The sequence below is a fragment of the Bradyrhizobium sp. UFLA05-108 genome (genome assembly GCF_059803455.1).
This window is the reverse complement of the sequence record NZ_JBANAZ010000048.1, coordinates 1-16,352: the sequence shown is the minus strand read 5'-3', so window position 1 is coordinate 16,352 and position 16,352 is coordinate 1. Positions and strand designations below refer to the sequence as shown.

Genomic DNA, 16,352 nt, shown 5'->3' with positions numbered 1-16,352 from the left:
AATAGATTTGGTTCCGGCCCACAGTATGGCAAAGGTCCACGGTTCCCGCCGGCCAGCGGGAACCTTGTGCGCACAGGCGTCAGCGAGGCTGACTATTCCATTTCCTGCTGGATCACGCGTCCGAGCGCGAACAGGCGCTGATCGATGGCAGTCGGCACCTCGCAGACGAAGCGCACCACCTTGCGGCGGTCCTCGAAGATGCGGGTTTCCCAGATCAGCTGATTGGACAGCGCGTCGATCTTGGCGTCGTCGCGTGGGGTAGCGCTCTGCAGGCTCTGGAGCTCGATGGTGTCGTCGCGGACCTTGTCGGCGGCCTCGCGCTGCTTGCGACTGACTCGCTCGAGCCCATTCATCACCGAGGAGCGCTGGGCATTGAGCGTGTCGAACAGGCCGGCGAACAGGAGCTTTGCGTTCGTGGTCTTGTCGGAGGCGGAGCTCGCCAAAAACTCCTTCACGGATTTTTCGGCGTCATCCAGCGGCGTCTTGCGCGCTGCCAGCTTCGATACCAGCGCACTCACCTTGGCATTGTCCTTCCACTTGTCCTGGACGTCGTCGAGCGGCGGGCCGGCCCAGACCGCGGCGAGCGAGACTTCCGGGACTTTTGCCTGCGTGCAGGGCCAGTCGGGATAGCGCGGATCGGCCGCCCGCGAGGCCGCGGTCGATGCCGCGAGCGTCAGGGCGGCTATGGTCACGATCCGAAATCTCATCCTTCGCCTCCCGCGGGCCCGCGCCGCGCCAGCCCTCGCGACGGATCATAGGCATAGATCGCGCCGATCATGAAGACGATTGTGCAGGTCGCGACCACCGCCAGCGAGATCCAGTTGATTTGCCCATAAAGTGCAAAGCGGATCAGTTCGACCGCATGGGTGAACGGGTTGGCCTGGCAGACGTAATAGAGATACGGGCTGCCTTCCTGCACGCGCCACAGCGGATAGAGGGCCGATGAGGCAAAGAACATCGGGAAGATCACGAAGTTCATCACGCCGGCGAAATTTTCGAGCTGCTTGATGCCGGAGGAGATCAGCATCCCCAGCGATCCCAGCATCAGACCGGACAGCACCAGCGCCGGCAACACCGTGAGATAGCCGAGTGGCGGCGGCGTGATGTCCCAGGCCCAGGCAATGACCAGGAACGCGTAGACCTGCAAGAGCGAGACCGCGGTGCCGGCGAGCAGCTTGCAGAACAACAGGAACCAGCGCGGCAGCGGGCTCACCAGGAGCGTACGCATATTCCCCATCTCGCGGTCATAGACCATCGAGAGCGAGGACTGCATGCCGTTGAAGAGCTGGATCATCGCCATCAGCCCGGGTGCGATATAGACCTCATAGAGGATGTAGGTCTCGTAGGGTGGGATGATGGAGATGCCGAGCACCTGGCGAAAGCCGGCGGCGAAGATGAACAGCCAGACCAGAGGCCGCACCAGGGCCGACACGAAACGCTCGCGCTGATGCAGGAAGCGCAGGCCTTCGCGCCAGACGATGCCGGTGAGGCAGGTCATGTAGGCCGAGAGCGGGAAGCCGCGCGGCGTGGCGTCGCGCGTAGTGATGCTGCTCATGCGCCGCCTCCAGGCATCGTCTGCGCCCCGGTGAGGCGCATGAAGGCGGAATTGACGTCCTGCGCGCCGGCTTCGGCGATCACGCGGCTGACCGGTCCCTTCGCCAGCACCTTGCCCTGGTGCAGCACGACGAGGTCGTCGCTGGCCGTGATCTCGTCGAACAGATGCGTGGCCCAGAGCACGCCGATGCCTTGTTCGGTCACGAGCTGGCGGACATGGCTGATGATGTCGGCGCGGGCCTTGACGTCGAGGCCGACGGTCGGCTCGTCCAGCAGCAACAGGCGCGGCCGCTGCAGGAGCGCACGCGCGATCTCGAGCCGCCGCATCTGCCCGCCCGAGAGATCACGCACCTTGTTGCCGGCGCGATCGGCAAGCCCGATGCGGCCGAGCAGCTCGGCGCTACGCGCGCCAGCCTCGCGCCGGCTGATGCCATGGAGCGCGGCGTGATAGAGCAGGTTCTGCGTCAGGGACAGATCGAGGTCGAGCGTGCGCGGCTGGAACACGACGCCTAGCAGCCGCAGCGCCTCGCCCGGGTTTCGGCTGATGTCATGGCCGAAAATGCCGACGCGGCCGGTTTGGATTCCGAACAGCCGCGTAACAAGCGAGAACAGCGTGCTCTTGCCCGCGCCGTTGAGGCCAAGCAGCGCCGTGAAGCTCGCGGGCGCAACCGTGAAGGAGACGTCGATCAGCGCACGGCGCGCCCCATAGGCATGGCTGATACCGTCGATCGAGAGTGCCGGCACCGCGGCCGGGGCGGGTCGCGGCGCGCTTTCGGTCGAGGCGACGATGGGTGCAGGTGTCGTCATGGCGCGATCGTAATGCCCCAGGGCAATTCGCCAACCTGAATGGTCTTGATCACCTTTTGCGCGGCGACGTCGATCACCGACACGTCGTTGGACACGCCGTTGGTGGTGAGGAGATATTTTTCATCCGGCGTGAACGCCATGTGCCAGACCCGCTGCCCGACCAGTAGGTACTTCGTCACCTTGCGCGTGGCGGTGTCGACAACGGCGATGCGGTTCGCCGGTCCCAGTGCAATGAATGCGGTCTTGTCGTCCTTGGTGATGCCGATTCCGACCGGCTGGATCGCCTCGCGCCGCAAACCAGGGATCTCGAACGTAACCTTGCCGATCACCTCGCGCTTTTTCGGATCGATGATCGAGACGGTGCCGCCGATCTCCGAGGAGACCCAGAGCTCCGAGCTGTCGTGCTTGAACTCGGCAAAGCGCGGGCGCGCGTCGACCAGCACGTTGCCGACGATCTGGCGCGAATCCGTGTCGATGAAATGCGCCATGTTGGTCGTTTCGGACGTGTTGATCAGCGTCTTGCCGTCGGGGCTGATCGTCATGCCCTCGGGCTCGACGCCGACCTGGATGTCGCCGATCCGCGCGCGTTTCTCCAGATCGATCACGGTCACGGTATTGTCGTTCTCGTTCGCGACGTAGAGCACCTTGCCGCTCGCATCCTGGGTGAACAGTTCGGGGTCGGGGCCGGAGGGCAGGGTGTCGACGATCCCTTGCGTCTTGGCGTCGATCACCTGGATGGTGTCGTCGTCGCCGACCGCGACCATCACGAATTTCCCGTCGCGCGTGAACTCGATGCCGCGCGGGCGCTGGCCGACCTTGATGGTCTTGGTCACCGTCCAGCTCTCGGTGTCGATCACGCTGACGGTGTTGCTCTTCTCGTTGGAGATATAGGCGATGAACGCATGGGCGGGCGCGGCCGCGAGCACCAGTCCAGAGAGCAGGCCAACACCCCACATGCGCATCGTCGTCGTCCTCACTTCAACTTGCATTTGCTCTCCGGGCGATCATAGCCGAGCGTATCGAGCTCGGAGACCTGGTGCAAAAAGCCTTCCTGCGGCGATACCGACACCACCATGCGGCCGTCGACCAGGAGGATGGGCTGGCGGAGCTGCAAATTCCAGTCGCGCAGGGTCAGCCGCGTTCCCTTGAAGGCGGCAACGGAAAAATCCGGCCCCTTGATGAAATCGGTGACTTTCTTGACGTCACCGGAATTGGTGCGCGAGGTCGCTTCGCCGATCATGCGCGCCGCGGTCCAGGCCTGCATGTCCAGCGCCGTCATGCGGCGCATGTTCAGCTTCATGAAACGGTTCTGCATCTGTGTGGCGCCCCATTGGTCCTGCGCCGCGTCCCAGCTTCTCGGCACGAGGCCGGCGGAGCCTGCGACCGGACGGGGGTCCCAAGTACGATAAGGCAGGTAGGCGCCGAACACCTCGCTCTCGTCGGCCGCGACCAGCACATCGTAGGCCGGAGCCTGCTGCGTGAATACGGGCATCTGGCGCTGGATCAGCGTCACGCCGCTATCGGTGCGGCGCGCACCGCCGGTGTCCTCGAAGGTACGCTCCTGCACGATCTTGGCGCCGAACCGCGTCGCGGCGCGGCGCAGCGCATCGGCATAGAGCTTGTCCTCATCATGCGAGCCGACCACGAGCAGCCAGCGCGACCACCGCTTCCACACCAGATATTGCCCGAGCGCATCCGCCAGCATCGCGCGTGTCGGCGCCACATGGATGACATTGGCGCGGCAATCGGCCTCGCGCAGCCGCTCGTCGATCGCGCCGGCGTTGAACAGCAGCGTGCCGCGATCGCGCACGCCGTCGGCGACTTTCAGTAGCGCGTCCGCCGGCAGGTCGGCGATGATGAAACCGTTGTGCTCGGCAAGCGCGGCCGCGGCCTGGACCGAATCCTCGCCTTCCTTCAGGCGATGCTCCTCGAGCTTGAAGCGCTGGTTGAGAAATTTTCCGGTGGTATTGTTGTCCTCGATCGCAAGCCGCGCGCCGGCGACACCGTCATTCTCCGCGGGCTGCTCGACCAGCGACAGGGTCGATTTGGTGCCGGCGACGCCGAGATAGCCGATCCCGATTTCGGTAGGCTCGGCCGCGAGCGCCTGCGTTGCCGCAAGACCAACGCCAAAAAGACTGGCGCCGATCAGGCCGACCAACCATCGGATCATGTTTCCTCCTTGTCGTCCTCCCCGGCTTAGGTATCGGTGGAGGCATTTCCCGCCTTGAAACATGACCGATTTGGCTTAGCTTGCAACCCCGCATTTCGTCGTCGCGATGAGAAGGAGCAGGTCACGATCATGCGAGCGCTATTGGCGGCCGCCTTATTTGTGTCGACTGGTACGTCCGCGTTCGCCGATTCGCCGAAGCTTGCGGTGTTTGATTTTGAATTGATCGACACAAGCCTGCCCGGGGAGTTCTACGGATCGAAGCCGGAGAACGAGCGCATGCTGCGCATCGGCGATCAGTTGCGCAAGGAACTGGCACAGTCCGGCAAGTTCCAGGTCGTGGATATCGCGCCGGTGAGTGACGCGGCGCGGCATAGCAACCTCCAGTCCTGCGGCGGTTGTGACGTCAAGCTGGCGGGGCAGTTGGGGGCCGATCTCGAAATCACCGGCGTGGTGCAGAAGGTCTCGAACCTGATCCTCAACCTCAACATTTACGTGCGCGACGTGCACACCGGAAATCTCGTGACGGCGGCCAGCGCCGACATGCGCGGCAACACCGACGAATCCTGGTCCCGCGCCATGAGCTACCTGATCCGCAACCGCCTGCTCGCGCCGAACTACGGCAAGCCGGAGTAGCGGTCTCTTCGCCTCTCCCCGCTTGCGGCAGGGGAATCGCATATGAGCATCGACGAGGTCGTCATGCCCGGGCTTGTCCCGGGCATCCACGTTCTTTGTGCTGCAGGTAAGGCGTGGATGGCCGGGATAAGCCCGGCCATGACGATGTGGAAGCCTCAGCGCCTCAAGCTTTCACATCAAATGCGAGAGCTCTGCCTAGAACGGGGAGAGGCTGAGGAGAAGGTGAGCTCACGCCGTCAATCTTGCCGCATGCCAGTGCAGATGGTCGCTCATGAAGGTGGAGATGAAGTAGTAGCTGTGATCGTAGCCCGGCTGTCGCCGCAGCGTCAGCGGGATGTTCGCTTTGGTGCACGCGGCTTGCAGCAGCTCCGGCCGAAGCTGCTCGGTCAGGAAATTGTCGGCATCGCCGTAGTCGACCAGAAAGCCCGAATATTTCGCGCCGTCCTCGATCAGCGCGACGGTGTCGTGTGCGCGCCAGGTATCCTTGTTGGGACCGAGATAGCCGGTCAGCGCCTTGGTGCCCCAGGGTACTTGCGAGGGTGCGACGATCGGCGCAAAGGCGCTGGCGGCGCGATAGCGATGCGGATTGCGCAGCGCGACCGTCAGCGCACCGTGGCCGCCCATCGAGTGACCCATCACCGACTGGCGCTTGGCATCCACTGGAAACTTCTCCGCGACGAACCGCGGCAATTCGTCGGTGACGTAGCTCCACATATGATAGTTGCGCGCGAACGGCTCCTCGGTCGCATCGACATAGAAACCGGCGCCGAGACCGAAATCATAGGCGTTGTTGGGATCGCCGGGCACATCAGCGCCGCGCGGGCTGGTGTCGGGCGCGACGAAGATCAATCCAAGCTCGGCGCAGGCGCGGCGGAACTCGCCTTTCTCGGTGACGTTGGCATGCGTGCAGGTGAGGCCGGACAGATACCAGACCACCGGCAGCTTTGCGCCGTCCTGATGCGGCGGCACATAGACCGAGAAGGTCATGTCGGTCTTGGTCGCGCTGCTCGCATGGCGATACACGCCCTGCACGCCGCCGTAGGATTTGTTGGTCGAAACAGTCTGGATCGTCATGCCGAAAAACTCCGTGGCGTCACCACATCAAGATTGCAACGCATATGTGACCGAAATTTTGCGAAGGCGCGCTTCGTCAGGCGACGCCGCTGTCGATCGCCAGCCGCACCAGCTCGACCGAGGTCTTCACCCCGAGCTTCTGGCGCATGATCGAGGAAGTGTTGGCGACCGTCTTGTAGGAGGATTGCACCAGCCAGGCGATCTCCGAAAGGCTCTTGCCGGCGCTGAGCAGCCGCAGGATTTCCATCTCGCGCGCATTCAATTTCGAAAGCGGATTTTGCGCGAGCTGAGGTCCGGCGAAGGCAATGCTGCGGGCGATCGCGCTCGGCAAATAGGTTTCGCCCTTGCCGACGGCGCGGATCGCCTCGACGAGATCGTTGGGGTCGCCGGTCTTGGAGACGTAGCCTTTCGCGCCGCACTCGATGGCGCGCGCGGCGAAGGCGGGATCGTCGTTCATGCTGAACATGATGATGCCGGCATCGGGCGCGCGATCGAGGATGCGCCGCGCGAGCTCGAAGCCGGAGACGGTCGGCAGGTTGATGTCGATCACGCAGATGTCGGGGCGCTCGACGATGAACACGCACTCGCCGCTTTCGGCGTCGGCGGCTTCCAGAATATCGATCTCGCCTTCGTCGGCCAGCACCGCACGACAGCCGGAGGCGACGATAGGATGATCGTCAACGATCAGAATGCGCATAGGCGTTCCCCGCGACAGCCATTCGCGCCTTTCGTTTTGCGTCGCATGAGCCCAAAGGTCGCTCGCAATGAACGTTCCGCGTCGGACCATGCAACCCGGCCGAGATTGCTGTACGGTCCGGATTAGATATCGGGCGCTTTGGTCATGTCAACGCTCCCGATGAACGAACTTCGCGGGCAGGGGGCGGAAGCAATGTGGCAAAAGTTATCCTTGCGCGGGCGCATCAATCTCCTGCTGGCGCTCGTGTTGGCTTTGGGGCTTGGCGTCAACATCGCGCGGCAGGTTGCGGAGGCGGGGCCGCGCGTCCAGGCAGAGGACCAGAGCGTGATCCGGCTGGCGCGCGAGTTCATCGAGATGATCGTCGCCGAGCTGAAGGAGGCGCCGGATCCCGACGCCAAGCTGAACCAGATCGCGCACGACCTCAACCGGCAGCGCCACATCAGCATCGCCCTGCGCGATGCCAACGGCAACGCGCTGACGCCGCCGCGCACGGGTGAGGACGATGATGACGCACGCGCGCCGCCGGCCTGGTTCGTCAGCCTGGTTCATCCCGAGCAGACCGCGGTCAGCGTTCCCGTCTCGATTCACGGCAATCCAGGCTCGCTGGTGATTACCTCGCATCCCAATGACGAGATCGCCGAGATCTGGGACGGCATCTTGACCCAACTCGAGATCGGCTCGGCCATCGCGCTGGCGTTGTTCCTGGTGATCATGACGGTGGTCGGCCGCGCACTAAGACCGCTCGAATCCCTCTCGCAGGTCATGATCGCGCTGGAAGCCGGCCGCTATGATGCGCGCGTGGCGCCCGGGGGAGCGCCGGAGCTGGCTGCGATCTGCACCCGGCTCAACCACCTCGCGGCAACGCTGGGGGAGGCGGTCGAGGAGAAGCGCCGCCTTGCCGAGCGCGCGGTGTCGCTCCAGGACAGGGAACGCAAGGAGATCGCGCGCGAGCTGCACGACGAGTTCGGGCCCTATCTGTTTTCGCTGCGCGCGCATGCGAGCGCGCTGGCAAAGCTCTCTGAGGCGCGTGAGCTGAGCGCCGATGCCGTCCGCAAGCATGGCAGCGCGATCCTGGAGCAGGTCAACGCGCTCCAGCAGTTCAACCGCCGCGTCCTCGAGCGCCTGCGGCCGGTCGGCCTTGCCGAGCTCGGCCTGCGGCAGGCGCTTGAAGCGCTGTCGCGGCTATGGCGGGAGTCGCATCCCGACGTGAGGATCGAAACCACGATCTCGCCGGCACTTGGGGTCACCGGCGAGACCGCCGATCTCACCATCTACCGGATCGTGCAGGAGGCGCTGACCAACGTGTTCCGTCACGCTCGCGCAACCGCGGTGAACGTCACGATCGAGCCGGCCGAGCAGCCGGGCGGTGCGCGCGAGGGGCGTGGCTGCGCGCGCGTGCGGGTCTCTGATAACGGCCACGGCATGGAGGAGGGCCAGAAGCTCGGCTTCGGTCTCGTCGGCATGCGCGAGCGGATTCTCGCGCTCGGTGGAACGCTCAACGTCGCATCCAGCGAGGGTGGCGTGACGGTGGAGGCGCTGATCCCGACGGCGGCAGGTTGAGGATCGGGAATAATTCCCGATTCTGTCGGGAAATATGGTGCCGATGGCGCCCGACCTTTTGTAGCTGGCGCGTTACTCGCCGTCGACTACACTTCACTCCCGCAATCGGCGACGTTCAAAACAGCCGACGCTTGGGAATGGGAAGGCAGGGGATGGGCGTGCGAAGGCTGTTGATCGCGTCGATGTCGACGGGGCTGGTGCTGTGGACTGACGCCGGCATAGCGGCGCAGGATGAGGACACCAATGTCCAGAACCTGCCGCCGGTCGAGGTGGTCGCTCCGGAGCCGAGTGCCCGCCGCGCCCCCTCGCGCCCCGCAACGCGCGTGGCGAGCCGTCCCCGCAGCCGCATCTACGTCTATCCGACCGCCCCGGGCAACGCGAAGGGCCTCGACGTCGACAAGGTTCCCTCCAGCATCAACGCCATCGATGCCAACCAGATCAAGCGTACCGGCTCGCTGAACGTCACCGACGCGCTGCGCGACAACGTGGCTGGCGTGAACATCTCCGAGGTGAGCGGCAATCCATTCCAGCCCAATGTCGAGTTTCGCGGCTTCGTCGCCTCGCCCATTGTCGGCACGCCACAGGGGCTTGCCGTCTACCAGAACGGCGTTCGCATCAACGAAGCCTTTGCCGACAGCGTCAACTGGGACCTGATCCCGACCGCCGCGATCCGCTCGGTCACCGTGGTGACCAACAATCCCGCCTTCGGCCTCAATGCACTCGGCGGCGCGGTCAACCTGCAAATGAAGGACGGCTTTACCTACCAGGGCGCCGAGATCGACACCATGGGTGGCTCGTTCGGCCGCATCCAGAGCTCGGCGCAATGGGGCAAGCAGGTCGACACCAACTATGCCGTCTACGCCGCGCTCGAAGGTCTGCACGACAACGGCTTCCGCAACTTTTCGCAATCGGACGTGCGCCGTTTCTACGGCGATGTCGGCTACAAGGGCGGGGACAGCGAATTTCACGTCAATATGGGCGTCGCCAACAACAATTTTGGCGCATCCGCCACCGTTCCCGCCGAGCTGCTCCAGCAATATTGGGGCGCGACCTACACGACCCCGCAGACTACCAACAACCGCGTCGGCTACGTCAACCTGACCGGCAAGGTCGAGGCGACGCCGACCTGGACCTTCGAGGGCACCGCGCATGCGCGGGTGTTCGAGCAGCGGGTGGTCGACGGCAATCCCACCAGCGTGCAGGAATGCGCCGCTGCCGGCTTGCTCTGCTTTGGCGATGACACGACGCCGGCCAACGGCTTGAACGGCGCCCAACTCACCAACCCCTTCGCGCCCGGAACTCTGCTCGGCGAGATCGACCGGACGACGACGCGATCGACTACATTCGGCGTGTCCGGGCAGGCGACCAACACCGACAGGCTGTTCGATCACGAGAACCGCTTCGTGGTCGGCGCAGGCTTCGATGCCAGCGTCACGCGCTTCAACGCCACGGCCGAGCTCGGGACCATCGGCACGGACTATGTCGTCGCCGGCAGCGGAATTTTCTTAGGGAAATCGGGCACGCCCGACACCGGTGAGATGGGCCCGGTGTCGCTGCGATCAGTCAATCAGTACACCGGCCTCTACGCGCTCGACACCTTCAACGTGACGGATGCCTTCGCGATCACCGGTGGCGGTCGCTTCAACCACGCTCGTGTCACGCTGGAGGACCAGCTCGGTATCGATCTCAACGGCGATCACACCTACGATCGCTTCAATCCGATCATCGGCGGCACCTACAAGATCACGTCGGAGCTCACCGCCTATGCTGGCTATTCGGAGGCCAACCGCGTGCCGACGCCGCTCGAGCTCGGCTGCGCCGACCCGAACAACCCATGCCTTATCGCGTCCTTCCTGGTCTCCGACCCGCCCCTCAAGCAGGTCGTGTCGAAGACGATCGAAGCGGGCCTCCGCGGCACGAAGGAATTGAACATCGGCACGTTCGGCTGGAAGATCGGCGGTTTCCGCGCCACGAATTATGACGACATCATGGGCCTGCCGGTGGCGGGACGGCAGGGCTTTGGCTTCTTCCAGAACGTTGGCGCGACGCGCCGGCAGGGGCTCGAGGCTGAGGTCAACCTCAAATCGGCAGCGCTCCAGTTCCATGCGAGCTACGCCTTCGTCGACGCGCGCTTCCTCGATGCGCTCACGCTTTCGTCCAACAGCCCGTTTGCCGATCCGGCCACCGAAACCATCCAGGTCGTTCCCGGCAACCAGATCCCGGCCGTGCCGCGTCACCGCGTCAAGGTCGGTATCGATTATGCAGTCACCGACGCCTGGAAGGTCGGCGGCGATGCGCTTTTCGTGTCGAGCCAGTATCTGGTCGGCGATGAATCCAACCAGGCCTCGAAGCTGCCATCCTACGCCGTGTTCAACCTGCACACGTCCTATCAGGTCACCAGGAACATCCAAGTCTACGGCAAGATCGACAACATCTTCGACAATCGCTACGCGACCTATGGCACTTTCTTCGATACCACCGCGGTGCCCAACTTCACCAACGGCGGCGCCAACTTCACCGACCCGCGCTCGCTGAGCCCGGCAAGGCCGCGGGCGTTCTATGCCGGACTGCGCGCGACGTTCTAGGGCTGCGGGTTTCGATCATCCCTAATGTCCTTCCGCTAGACCCGCGAGCGTCATCGCCGCTCTGAGTCGCGGCGGCTCGAATATCATCGCCTGATGACAAGAGGGGAAGCCGCCCCCGAAACGGATGCGTGACCTGACGCACGTTTCACGCCGTAGCTTTGTGACAAAAGCTTAACCACGAGCTTCCCTCTGTCAGGAACGAAAACTGGCACGAAACACGATGATGGGAGGAAGCGCACGTGACGTCGTTCAGTATGCGCCTCCCCGAATCAGGGTTGTCGTCACGTCAGCCGTCGACCATAATCTCTTGGCCCCGGCAATGAACGAACGCCCGAAACATGAGTGAGCCAGATGCACAACATGAGGGTTCCGAGGGCGCGCCCAGCGGGCAAGACCGGGCTCCACGTCAGGAGCCGCCTCGTGGCAAGAAGCCTGGTTCCTCTCGGGGCGCACTGATTGGAATTGCTGGCGCGCTCGTGACCGCCGGAATAGCCGCCGTCGTGGTATTGCCAAGCCTCACTCGCGACAAGCCGGCTGCCATTGGTGAGGAATCCACTCTGGAAGTGCTTGTACCAGCCGACATCAATGCAGCCCTTCCCACCCTCGATCCGGGAACAACGAAAGCCGCGGTGGATGACGCGAAGAACTGCAAGGTGCCCCTGGCATGGGTTACGTTGACGCAACGACCGAGTGGGCATGGTGGCATGGTGCGTGTCCGTTCGGGACAATATCTGTCGCCGCCGATCAAGCTCACCACTACACCTCAGCGCATCGCCATTCCCTATCCCGCGCCTTATCCCGCGGGCCGCGGTGTTCTTACCTTGGTCGGCGAGGCGGACCAGGTGGGGTTCTACCTGAGGCCCGGGGGTGTTCACGACGTCAACGGCACTTATTCCGTTAACGTGAGGTGGCAGGTTCGCAACCCGTGCCCATGAATGCCCAAGATGGGTGAGCTCGACACCGTGATCGGGAATTGCCGACAATGAAAAACTTCTTTCGCAACCATCCGATGGTCGGCATGTGTATCGCCATGATGGTGGCCGCGGTCGGCACCCAGTGGATTCTCAATCCGAGATCCGGTCCATTCAGCGCATTGACATGGGTGAACTCGCTCACGATCGGTGCCGTGCTTCTGATCATGGTGGCCGGGTTCGCGCTGACCTACGTGGCGATGCGGCTCGGCACCGACCCCACCGGATTCGGATTGGTCCCCGTCGGGGAGGGCTATACGCCCGGGCGTCGGCTGAACGTGGATTCTCCGGCCCTAACCGTCCGCAGCGCCGACGAGGTGCTCGACGAACTCGATCAGATGATAGGCCTCAGCTCCGTCAAGGAGGAGGTCAACAAGCTGCTGGCCGGCATCGAGGTCGAGCGCAAGCGCCGTGAACAGGGCTTACCCGTGGCGAAGGTGAGCCGGCACATGGTGTTCACCGGGCCGCCCGGCGTCGGCAAGACCGAGATCGCGCGCGCCCTGGGGGAGATTTATCGCTCGCTCAAAGTGCTGCGCAAAGGACATGTGGTGGAGGTGCAGCGCGCCGATCTGGTCGCAGGTTATATCGGGCAGACGGCCATGAAGACGCTGGACAAGTGCAAGGAGGCACTCGACGGCATCCTCTTCGTCGACGAAGCCTACTCGCTCGCCGGCGAAGGCAAGGATTTCGGCCACGAGGCGATCGCAACGTTGATCAAGTTCATGGAGGACAACCGCGACCGCATCATGGTGATCGCCGCCGGATACCCCAATGAAATGCGTCGTTTCATCGCCACCAATCCGGGCCTGGCGAGCCGCTTCAACAGGACCATCGAATTCCCGGCCTATGAGCCGAAAGAGCTTGCTGCGATCCTGCGATTGATGGCCAGGCGACTACACGTGGAGTTGCCCGACGTGCTCGAGCAAAGCCTTATCCCCTGGATCGATACCCAGTGGAGAAGCGAGGGCTGGGGCAACGCTCGCGAGATGCGCAACCTTATCGATAGGGCGTGCGAAGCCCAGTCCTTGCGCGTGGCCGCCGATCCGACCGCTGACATAAGCAAGGTCGAAATGGTCGACTTCGAAAGCGTAGGCGTGCCTTTGGTCCGAATGCACGTCCCGCCGCCGGCACCTCCGCCCGTGCCGGCCATGCCAACTCCGGCTCCGATCGTCGTTGAACACGCGTTGGTGCCTTCTTCTGCGCCTGACCATCTGGCGCCACGCACCGGGCGCAGGCTGAAGGTTGCGGCCACGATCCACCCCGAACGTACCCTTGATCAGGCGCTGGACCGCCTCGAACAGATGGTCGGGCTGGAGTCGGTCAAGGAGGAGGTGAACAGGCTCACGTCGGCGCTTGAAGTCGAGCGCTTGCGCCGCGAGCAGGGGCTGGTCGTCGCGCCCATCAGCCGGCACATGGTATTTACCGGCCCGCCCGGAGTGGGGAAGACCGAGGTCGCGCGCGCGCTCGGCGAGATCTATCGCTCACTCAACGTGCTGCGAAAAGGTCATCTGGTCGAGACTGACCGCGCGGGTCTCGTCGCGGGCTACATTGGTCAAACCGCCGCCAAGACGCTCGACAAATGCAGGGAAGCGCTCGATGGCATCCTATTCATCGATGAAGCGTATTCGCTTGCGCGACCGGGTAACGATTTCGGCCAGGAGGCAATCGATACGTTGCTCAAATTCATGGAGGACAATCGCGACCGCATCGTCGTGATCGTCGCGGGTTATCCGAATGAGATGCAGCGCTTCATCAATAGCAATCCGGGCCTCTCCAGCCGCTTTACCAAGACGATCGAGTTTCCGCCCTATGCCGCAAACGAGCTCGTCGCGATTCTACGGGTGATGGCCAAACGACAAAACTTCGTATTGCCGGATAATCTCGAGTCCAGCCTTGGTCCGTGGCTGAAGGCGGGCATGCGCAACAAGTCCTGGGGGCAAGCGCGCGAGATGCGAACGCTGCTTGAGCGCGCGCGTGAGGCCCAGGCCACGCGCATTGCGCACGACCCCTCGGAGGACGTGCGTCAGCTCGCCATGGCGGACATTGAGGCAGCGATCCAGATTTCCGGATATCGCGAGACCGTGCCGGAGAAGATCAGCGATAACCTCGTCAAGATTCCCGCGCTCTCCCGCTCGGTCACCCCACTGTCGGAGGGCACATCCGCTCTGCAGGCCGCCGTTGTCACGGTCAAGATTGACGGGGCTCACGGTAGCGGCTTTTTCATCTCCAAGGATGGATATCTGCTGACCAACCACCACGTGGTAACCGAGAACAAGTTCGTGACGGTCAAGCTTACAACCGGCCGTCAGCTGCCCGGCGAAGTGGTGCGAACGAACAAGACGAGGGACATCGCCCTGGTCAAAGTAAATGAATCGGGAATGACCGCGCTGCCGCTGCAGCTTGACCTTCCTGAGGTCGCCTCCGAGGTTTATGCGGTCGGGACGCCGCGCGATGAGAAATATTCGACGACCATAACCAAAGGCATCGTCAGCGCCTATCGCACCGAAAACGATCTTTCGCTCATGCAAAGCGACGTTGCCATTCATCCCGGCAACAGTGGGGGACCGTTGGTGGACCGGTTCGGCAATGTCGTCGCTGCAAGCGTTGCCGGACTAACCATCTCGGGGGTGAGCGTGAGCATCAATTTCTTCATTCCCATCGCCGATGCGCTCAAGTTCCTCGCCGTTGAGCTGGTCAATCAGGACGTGGCATAGCCGTAAACGAAGCAATGGCCCCGGGATGGAACTAGAACGGAAAAATCAGATGACAGCGATTGGCCGGGCAGCGGCCCTGCATGTCGCCTTCTGGCAGTACGATCCCTGGTACCGTCGCGCGTGGCTTGTCTGGCCGCAAGTGACAGCAGTTCTTTTCGCGAGCTGGCTTCTCGTGGGTCTAATGGGTCCCGAAGCGGCAATTCCGCTGGGCAACTGGGCCAAGCCTGCCGATTGCAGCAACGCGTCGACCCCGGGCTGCGCAGCAACGCGGCGCGCCGCGTTTTTCTGGGACGATGAGGTCAGTAGACCCAGCATCGCCAATCAGATCACGGTCAACGTCGACCGGTCGACCTTTCGAAACTCTGCTGCAGACGACCAGCCGAAGCTCACGGCAGCGCTCGGCGCCTATTATCGCTATGATTGGACGAAGGCGATCGATATCCTGAGATCGGCGACCGCAAGCGACCCGAACGTTCAATTCGTCACGGCGCTCGCCCTGCTGGTACCAAATTCGACCGACCAGACGCGCGACGCGGAAGCGTTGCTGCGCGAGGCCGCTGCCGGGGGACATCGTCAGGCCGGCAGCGTGCTCGGGCGCATACTCTTCTCGGGCGCGGGCGGCTTGCCCAAGGATGAGACGGCGGGACGGAAGTTGATCGATGACGCGGTGGCGGCTGGCGAGCCGTACGCGATGCGGCTTGCTGCTGCCGGATACGTCAGCGGCGAATTTGGCGGCACGTACGATACCGTCAAGGCAGTCGACCTCCTGCGCAGAGCGGCGGACAGTGGCGAGCTCATCGCCATGACGCAATTCGCATACTGCATCAATACCGGGCGGGGCGGGCTTACCCGCGACACCGCGAAGGCGATCGACTATTTGCGACGCGCGGCGGATGCGGGGTTTGAAGGTGCACAGCTCACGCTCGCGCGGTGGTTCAGAGACCGATATGGCTATCGGGAAGGCGAGGATTTGCCGGAATCGATCAAGTGGTTCGAGCGGTCCTATAAGCAAGGGCACTCGGTCTACGCTCTCGGGGAGCTCGCTTATGTCTACAGATACGCGCGGGAGGCGCCGTGGTTCGACACCAAGCGCTCGTTTGAATTGCTCCAGCTTTGCGCGTCTTTCAGAAATGCCTATTGCCATTATTGGCTTGCTCGGGCCTATCACGACGGTGCCGGGACAGCGCGAGACTACACCAAGGCCTACGCTTACTACACGGTTGCGAAAGAGCTCGGGCGGCAAGATGCCAACCTTCAGCGACTGGATGATTTCCTCCAACCTGCCGTCAAGACCAGCGCAGCGGAGCTGGCCAAGAGCATTTCGGCGGGCCTCAAACCGGTACCACGCGTGATCCTGCTGGAAACGGCGGAGACTGAGACAGCAGGCCCTTCTCCGTGGCCGGATCCCACCCAGCGACCGGCATCACCTTAACCGGCCAATGGATTGGTCGGCTCCGTCCCCGAAAAGCAGACCTTCAGGCTTCACGGAGAAAGGCAGCTGAGGGGCAAAGGACTTGTATGGGGCGATTGGTGTCAAGCGCTTTCGTTATTGGCCATCTCCTTGTTCGGCCGGGCTGCGACATCTCC

The 16,352-nt window shown here is 63.2% G+C and carries 13 protein-coding genes; 6 read left to right on the top strand and 7 right to left on the bottom strand.

The annotated features are described in order from the left end of the window. Positions 1–92: 92 nt before the first annotated feature. From SO140_RS29725 to SO140_RS29705, 5 genes are read right to left on the bottom strand one after another with little or no spacing between them, the layout of a single operon-like run. Positions 93–707: a hypothetical protein gene (locus SO140_RS29725; protein WP_449383444.1), complete on the bottom strand. Its 615-nt coding sequence runs from the start codon at positions 705–707 to the stop codon at positions 93–95. After that, a complete protein-coding gene (locus tag SO140_RS29720; protein WP_254111427.1) occupies positions 704–1,555 on the bottom strand; it encodes an ABC transporter permease in 852 nt (283 codons plus the stop codon). Before SO140_RS29720 ends, SO140_RS29725 begins: the two co-directional genes overlap by 4 nt. After that, positions 1,552–2,361 carry an ABC transporter ATP-binding protein gene (locus tag SO140_RS29715; protein WP_474798274.1) on the bottom strand — a complete coding sequence of 270 codons (810 nt, stop codon included), beginning with the start codon at positions 2,359–2,361 and terminating at the stop codon, positions 1,552–1,554. The genes SO140_RS29720 and SO140_RS29715 overlap by 4 nt, the downstream gene beginning before the upstream one ends. Beyond that, positions 2,358–3,350, bottom strand: a complete 993-nt coding sequence (locus SO140_RS29710; protein WP_449383441.1) for a YVTN family beta-propeller repeat protein — start codon at positions 3,348–3,350, stop codon at positions 2,358–2,360. Before SO140_RS29710 ends, SO140_RS29715 begins: the two co-directional genes overlap by 4 nt. Beyond that, a complete protein-coding gene (locus tag SO140_RS29705; protein ID WP_474798276.1) occupies positions 3,335–4,531 on the bottom strand; it encodes an ABC transporter substrate-binding protein in 1,197 nt (398 codons plus the stop codon). Before SO140_RS29705 ends, SO140_RS29710 begins: the two co-directional genes overlap by 16 nt. A 36-nt stretch (positions 4,532–4,567) precedes the next feature. On the opposite strand from SO140_RS29705, the gene SO140_RS29700 reads away from it, so the two are divergent. Then, positions 4,568–5,164 carry a DUF3280 domain-containing protein gene (locus tag SO140_RS29700; protein ID WP_498543519.1) on the top strand — a complete coding sequence of 199 codons (597 nt, stop codon included), beginning with the start codon at positions 4,568–4,570 and terminating at the stop codon, positions 5,162–5,164. Between the two features lie 228 nt (positions 5,165–5,392). Here the strand turns inward: SO140_RS29700 and fghA are convergent, their stop codons facing one another. Next, positions 5,393–6,238: an S-formylglutathione hydrolase gene (gene fghA, locus SO140_RS29695; RefSeq protein WP_449383438.1), complete on the bottom strand. Its 846-nt coding sequence runs from the start codon at positions 6,236–6,238 to the stop codon at positions 5,393–5,395. Positions 6,239–6,314: 76 nt separating this feature from the next. Further along, positions 6,315–6,935 carry a response regulator gene (locus SO140_RS29690; protein WP_449383437.1) on the bottom strand — a complete coding sequence of 207 codons (621 nt, stop codon included), beginning with the start codon at positions 6,933–6,935 and terminating at the stop codon, positions 6,315–6,317. 192 nt (positions 6,936–7,127) lie between these two features. On the opposite strand from SO140_RS29690, the gene SO140_RS29685 reads away from it, so the two are divergent. The 5 genes from SO140_RS29685 to SO140_RS29665 all read left to right on the top strand — a co-directional run bounded on the left by SO140_RS29685 (position 7,128) and on the right by SO140_RS29665 (position 16,197). Further along, a complete protein-coding gene (locus SO140_RS29685) occupies positions 7,128–8,495 on the top strand; it encodes a histidine kinase (protein ID WP_474798279.1) in 1,368 nt (455 codons plus the stop codon). Between the two features lie 182 nt (positions 8,496–8,677). Continuing rightward, positions 8,678–11,080 carry a TonB-dependent receptor gene (locus SO140_RS29680; protein ID WP_498543522.1) on the top strand — a complete coding sequence of 801 codons (2,403 nt, stop codon included), beginning with the start codon at positions 8,678–8,680 and terminating at the stop codon, positions 11,078–11,080. Positions 11,081–11,556: 476 nt separating this feature from the next. Beyond that, positions 11,557–12,015 carry a hypothetical protein gene (locus tag SO140_RS29675; RefSeq protein WP_449383434.1) on the top strand — a complete coding sequence of 153 codons (459 nt, stop codon included), beginning with the start codon at positions 11,557–11,559 and terminating at the stop codon, positions 12,013–12,015. Between the two features lie 47 nt (positions 12,016–12,062). Then, positions 12,063–14,765, top strand: coding sequence for an AAA family ATPase (locus SO140_RS29670; protein ID WP_474798283.1), 2,703 nt, complete (start codon positions 12,063–12,065; stop codon positions 14,763–14,765). Positions 14,766–14,814: 49 nt separating this feature from the next. Next, the gene (locus SO140_RS29665; protein WP_449383432.1) at positions 14,815–16,197 is read left to right on the top strand and encodes a tetratricopeptide repeat protein; all 1,383 of its coding nucleotides are present in this window, start codon (positions 14,815–14,817) and stop codon (positions 16,195–16,197) included. The last annotated feature ends 155 nt before the right edge of the window (positions 16,198–16,352 follow it).